The organism is Streptomyces sp. NPDC001880, from assembly GCF_053594575.1.
Genome location: NZ_JBSFET010000081.1, coordinates 21533 through 27749, shown reverse-complemented (window position 1 = coordinate 27749; position 6217 = coordinate 21533). Strand labels below are relative to the sequence as shown.

Genomic DNA, 6217 nt, shown 5'->3' with positions numbered 1-6217 from the left:
GTACCGATGTGGTCGCCGTGTTCCAGAGCCGTTCCTTTTCGCAGGTCAGGGGCCTTGTGGAACGGCCGGGACGGCGCGGAACGGCTGGAATGCCGATCAGGCTACCGGTGGGACGGCGGTACCCCGAATCTTCATCTCGTCGACGCCGCGAAGGCGCCGTGTGAACTGCCCTCCGGTTGTGCGCCGGTGGGTCTGACGAGGGGTGAAGTCGTGGGCATCATCAGTAAGAAGACAGGTCTTCAGGCGGGTGCCATGGTGGCGGTGGCGGCCGCCGGGTTCGGTCTGATCAGTTTCTCCGGCGGCGAGCAGGCGCAGGCGTTGAGTCCGGCCGCGTACAGCGTGAAGGGGTTCGACACCAGCCATCACAACTCCCACCCGGTCCAGTGGTCGGCGTCCGTGAGGGCGGGGTATTCGTTCGTGTTCCAGAAGGCGACGCAGGGCACTGGTTACCGCGATCCGATGTTCGCGGGTGACTTCGCGGGTGCGTCGCGGGCCGGGCTGATGGCCGCGCCGTATCACTTCTACGACTCCGGGTCCGGTGCCGCGCAGGCCGACCACTTCATCCGCACGGTCAAGGCCGCGGGCTACGACGGGAAGCGTCCGGGGCAGTTGCCGCCGGTGGTCGATCTGGAGAAGATCCGTGGCCGGTGCCCGTCCGGGGTGAACAACGCCCAGGTCGCCGCGTTCCTCACCAAGACCCGGCAGGCGTTCGGGGTGAACCCGATCGTCTACACCTCGAAGGACTTCGCCGACACCTGCCTGCGCGGCAACACCAGCGCCCTCGCCAACAGCCCGCTGTGGCAGCCCCGCTACGAGAGCGGGACGCGTGAGCCCGCTCCGGTCGGCGGCAGGTACTGGTCGATCTGGCAGTACACCGAGAACGGCTCGGTACCCGGCCTGCGCGGCAGGGCCGACATCAACGTCTACAAGGGCACACTGACCCAGCTCCGCGCGCTCGCCCACCTCGCCCCCGGCCAGACGCCCACCGGCCCCGGCGCGGGCACATCAACGCCCGCCACAGGCAACGGTGCCGGGGCGGGGACTGGTGCCGGTGCCGGGACTGGGGCGTCTGCTCCGTCCACGGCCGTCTGGCCGCTGCTCAAGAACGGCTCGCGTGGCGTGAACGTCACCACCGCCCAGCACCTGCTGACCGCGGCCGGACAGTCCGTCACCGCCGACGGGATCTTCGGCCCGAACACCCGGAACGCGACCATCGCGTTCCAGCGCTCCCACGGCCTGACCGCCGACGGCATCATCGGCCCGAACACCTGGAACAAGCTGACCCGGACCGTGCGTACCGGTTCCAGTGGGCCGGCGGTCAAGGCCGCCCAGGCGCAGCTCGCCGGGTATGGCAACCGCATCGCGGTCGACGGCGCGTTCGGCCCGGCCACCCGGAACGCGGCCACGGCGTTCCAGCGGTCCCACGGTCTGGCCGCGGACGGGATCGTCGGTCCGAAGACGTGGAACAAGCTGATCAACGGCGCGAAGTCCGCCCCGACGCAGCCGGCTCCGACCCAGCCCGCTCCGGCGAACGGCAGGCTGACCCAGCGGCAGGCGCTCGCGCAGCTCGCCGCGGCCGGGATCAAGGCCCCGGTCGGCCGGACCTCCCTCGAAGGCGTCCGCGCCCGCACCATCCAGGGCGTCATCGCTCTGAAGAAGGCCAGCGGCGGCTGCACCATCACCATCACCGGCGGCACCGAGTCCGGCCACAGCACCAGGGGCACCCGCTCCCACGCCAACGGCTACAAGCTTGACCTGCGTACCCGTGACGAGGGCCGCTGCGTGACCAACTGGATCAAGACCACCCAGCGCAAGGGCGCCCCCCGAGGCACCGACGCCCGCTGGCACGGCACCCTCAACGGCATCACCGCCGAATACGTCTACGAGGTCCCGCGCAGCGGCGGCATCCACTGGGACATCACCTTCATCTGATCCCGCCCTCCCCGCCCTCGCCTCAGCGGCGGCCCGGGGCAGCCGCCGCGCACCATCCCGCTCTCCCTCCTCTTCCCGGCCCCCGGGCCGCGCCCGCCCCTGCGCGGCCCGGTCCGGCCGGACCCACACGACACGAAAAAGGGAACACCGCCATGAACCGCACTCCCCGTACTTTCTGGGCCACCCTCACCACCGCCGCCCTCACCGTCGCGGCCTTCGCCACGCTCGGTACGCAGGCCCCCGACACCGCCACCGCCAGCAGCAGCGGCGACCCGGCAGCCTCAGCCGCCCGCTCCGCCACCCCCGCCTCCCAGGACCAGCAGCAGTGGCCCACCCTGCGCACCGGCGCCCAGGGCAGCACGGTCACCGCCCTCCAACAGCTGCTCACCGCCCACGGGCACTCCCTGACCGCCGACGGCGCGTTCGGCCCCCGTACCGCGGCCGCCGTCCAGGCATTCCAGACCAACCCGGGCCTCCAGGCCGACGGCATCGCCGGCCCGAACACCTGGAACGCCCTGACCACCACCCTGCGCACCGGCGCCCAAGGGGGCGCGGTCACCGCACTCCAGCAGCTCCTCACCGCCCGCGGGCACTCCCTGACCGCCGACGGCGCGTTCGGGCCCCGTACGGAGGCCGCCGTCCAGGCCTTCCAGACCGAGCAGCGCCTCCAGGCCGACGGGGTCGTCGGCCCGGACACCTGGAAGGCTCTGGTCACCGCGCCCGCCGGCGCCCGGCCCGGCACCGGCACCGGCGCAGGCCAGAACGCCCGGCCCGGCCCTACCGGGTACTCGTTGAAGTTCACCAAGAACCAGAACCACCCGATGTACTCGACCCTCGCCCTCGTCCACAACGGCAAGGCGGTCAAGAGCTACCGCGCGAACTCCGGCATGGGCAGCAAGGACACCTGCCTCTCCAACGAAGGCTGGCTGCCCGACGGGACCTACAAGGTCAAGGGACACGAGACCAACCGCGGAGGGTGGAACTACAACCCCAATGTGCAGATCCAGGGCTACGCCATCCAGCTCGAGGACAAGACCTGCACACCCAAGGCCGGTCAGAAGCCCGTCACGCGCACCGACATGTTCATCCACAGCGAGATGCTCGCCGACGGCACGCAGGCCATCGACGTTCCCCTCAAGGACGACGACTTCTGGCGCTGGGACGCCGACTTCGACTACAAGTCCAACGGCTGCATCAAGCTCACGCCCACCGATCTCAAGGACCTGTTCTCCCGCCTCGACAAGGCCGGCTGGCCAAGCAACCTGACCCTCCAGGTCGGCTGACACCCGCACCCCCAATGCCTGGTGGGGCGCTTCCTCAGCGGCACAACCACCGGTTCCAAGGGTCCGCCGAGGAGAGGGGGGCGCAGCCGGGCGAGAACCGAGCACGCCCCGGGCACGCAATTCGTCAAGGTTGGACAAGCGCTTTCCGGGGAGAGCATCGAGCAGGTCGGCCTGGGCGGCGCGGATGCTGTGCGCGGGAGCCTGAGGCCGCCGGCCGACCGTGGACGGGCTGCGGCCGAAATCGGCGGCAATCGCACGGACCGTGGCCTTCTCCCGCAGTCAGTCGGCGATGTGGATGCGGATCGCACACCCTGAACCGGGGTGTGCGACAACCGCTGGAACTCAAGGACGTGATCCGGGGGCCCTTGACCTCGGTCGTGGACGGGACCTCCTCCGCCGCACGGCCAGGGACACACCGGCCGCGTACGCACAGGAGTCAACAGCAGCCTGCAGGAACCAGCAGGAACCACCAGGAGCTAAATCGAGCCAGTTCGTGAAAGCGGGCAACGTCGTGCTCCGGGCCGAATGCTCCCTGCCGGGCGCCGTGTTCCGCGCCCACCGCGCCCCTCCCGCACGCTCCTCTCCGGAACAAGAACCTGAAGCTGGGCGCCTGGCGTCAACCCCGATGACGGCCGTACCCGATGTGGTTGCCCACCGCCACGGACGACCTGGCGACAGTCCGGAAACGACCAGAATCCGGACGGGGACCGCCACCCGGGATGGGTAACGTTCGACGGGTGCGGTAGTCGTTGCCACGGGGACGAGGTGAGGGCAGTCAGCGGCATTGTTGTCCATCTGCCGTGGGTGGGCGGTGACATCGCGGGGGCGCCGGGCAGTGCCCCGGTGACCTTGCGGCTCGGCCCGGGGGAAGTGGCGCGTTTCGGGCGGGGCTCGCCGACGATCCCGGTGGAGCTGCGCCTCGACGACGAGGCCATCTCCCGGCTGGCCGGCGAGATCCGGGTGACCGACGACCACTGGCAACTCAGCAACCACAGCGCGACCCAGAGCTATCTGGTGGAGAACCCGGAGGGAGCGGGAGAGTATCTGCGGGTCCCGCCCCGGCGGGTCGGCGCCCCCATCCCCTTCGAGTTCTCCCGGGTCGTGCTGCCCACCCGCCGCGGCACCACCGTCGCCTTCCAGGTGTTCGCACCCGACCACGTCTATCTGGACCCCGACGGCATCACGGGCCAGTGGGGCAGCCGCACCGTCATGGCGTACTCGCTGGACGAGACCGCGCTCTACTTCCTGGTCCTGGTCGCGCTCTGCGAGCCCCGGCTGCGCGACGAGTCGCCGGTCGCGGTGCCGACCACCCCGCAGATCGTCGAACGGCTCAGGGGACACGCCGCGTGCGGTCAGTTGAAGGCACGGGCGGTCAGCTCGCACATCGACTACCTCGCCGAGGAGAAGATGCGGATCAGCGCTCCGCCCGAGCACGGATCCGGCGGAGCGCGCCGCAACGGGAAGCGGGAGGCCCTGGTCGGGACCGCGCTGCGGTTCGGACTCGTACGGGAGGAGCATCTGGCGCTGCTTCCGCCCCGAGCCACGACGGGCCTCCGGGACCGGGAGACGGACCGGACCGGAGGGGGAGACGGTGCGCGGCCGGGGCGACACATCGGGAAGTGACCGTACTGAGCCGCTCCCGCGCGGCTACCGGATCGGCGGGTGGGAGGTCACCGAGCCGATCGCGTCCGGCGGTTGGGCAACGGTGTACGCGGGCCGACCGGTCGACCCCGCACAGGAGCCGGCGGAGGTCGCGCTGAAGATCCTCCCGACCTCGGGGCTCGCCCCGCGCCAGGCCCGCAAGGTCGCGGAGACTGCCCGGCGGGAGGTCGAACTGGACCGCCGGGCCGGCCATCCGAGGCTGATCCGCCTGCTGGACTCCGTTGTGATCAGCGATCCGGACCGGGCGTTCCTGGACGGTGCGATCGTGCTGGTGATGGAGCGGGCCGAGCGCAGTCTGCGGGACCTGTTCGACACCGGAGTCGCGGAGGCGGACGTCGCCCGGCTGTTCGCCGAGATCTGCGAGGGCCTGGCCCATCTGCACGACAGCGGCTGGGTGCACGGCGACCTCAAGCCGGAGAACATCCTGGTGATGGCCGACGGTGCGCTGAAGCTCTCGGATTTCGGACTCGCCACCGAGCTGACCGGCACCGACGGCACCCACGGGTACGCGCCGCCGATGGGGACCCTGGACTACCTCCCGCCCGAGCGCTGGCAGGCCCCGCTCGGCGAGCACGGCGTGGAGATCCGGCCCAGCACCGACATCTGGGCCCTGGGCATCATGGTCCACGAGGTGTTCGCCTCCGGCGCCTCGCCGTTCCCCGGTGCGACGCCGATGGCGCGCGGCGCGGCGGTGCAGGAGTACGCCGACGGGCGTGCACCGCTGCGGATCGACGGCGCGGTGCCGCCGTTCTGGCGTGCCCTGGCCGCGGACTGCCTGGCTCCGACCCATGCCGACCGCGCCGCGCACAGCGCCGAGAGCCTTCTGGCGCGCATCACCGCCCGACCGGCGCCGCCCCGCCCGGCACGCCGCCGTTGGGCGACCCGCGCCGCCCTGGTGACCGGCGCGGTGTGCGCGGTGGCCGCGACGGTCTGGTCGTACGCCGCCGGTGACTCCAGGTCCGGCGCCGGGGACGAACCACCGGGCCGGCTCACGGTGTTCAACGCCGACGACGGCTGCCGCAACCGTACGGACCGCAGCCCGCAATGCGGTCTCGGCCTGGCGATCGACCCCCTTCGGCCGTACACCGTCGACAACGTCGTACCGACACGGGTGTGGCACGGCGACGTCCTCGCCGTCGACTGCCGCCTCCCCCAGGGGGTGCCCATCATCGACGAGTCGGACGCCAGCTCCACCGAGTGGTACCGGGTCCGGCTGCCGCCGGGCTCCACCGCCTCCTCGGCCTGGCTGCCCGCGGTGCGTACAGCTGACCATCCCCGGGTTCCCGACTGCCCTCGGCCCACACCCGTTCGTTGAGTGCCGGTGTTCGCGCCCGCTCGCC

The 6217-nt window shown here is 71.4% G+C and carries 4 protein-coding genes; all 4 read left to right on the top strand.

Features of this window, described 5'->3' with window-relative positions:
• Nucleotides 1–210: 210 nt before the first annotated feature.
• The gene (locus ACWCQ6_RS29010; RefSeq protein ID WP_451094143.1) at nt 211–1932 is read left to right on the top strand and encodes a GH25 family lysozyme; all 1722 of its coding nucleotides are present in this window, start codon (nt 211–213) and stop codon (nt 1930–1932) included.
• Nucleotides 1933–2084: 152 nt separating this feature from the next.
• Nucleotides 2085–3215, top strand: coding sequence for a L,D-transpeptidase family protein (locus ACWCQ6_RS29005; protein WP_451094141.1), 1131 nt, complete (start codon nt 2085–2087; stop codon nt 3213–3215).
• Between the two features lie 765 nt (nt 3216–3980).
• Nucleotides 3981–4838, top strand: a complete 858-nt coding sequence (locus ACWCQ6_RS29000) for a serine/threonine protein kinase (RefSeq protein ID WP_451094139.1) — start codon at nt 3981–3983, stop codon at nt 4836–4838.
• Entirely contained in the window at nt 4807–6192 is a 1386-nt protein-coding gene (locus ACWCQ6_RS28995) for a serine/threonine-protein kinase (RefSeq protein WP_451094137.1), read from the top strand. The genes ACWCQ6_RS29000 and ACWCQ6_RS28995 overlap by 32 nt, the downstream gene beginning before the upstream one ends.
• Nucleotides 6193–6217 lie beyond the last annotated feature (25 nt).

Bases quoted from the DNA above. Each gene is read 5' to 3' on its own strand.
- ACWCQ6_RS29005 (WP_451094141.1), top strand. From the start codon at position 2,085: ATGAACCGCACTCCCCGTACTTTCTGGGCCACCCTCACCACCGCCGCC.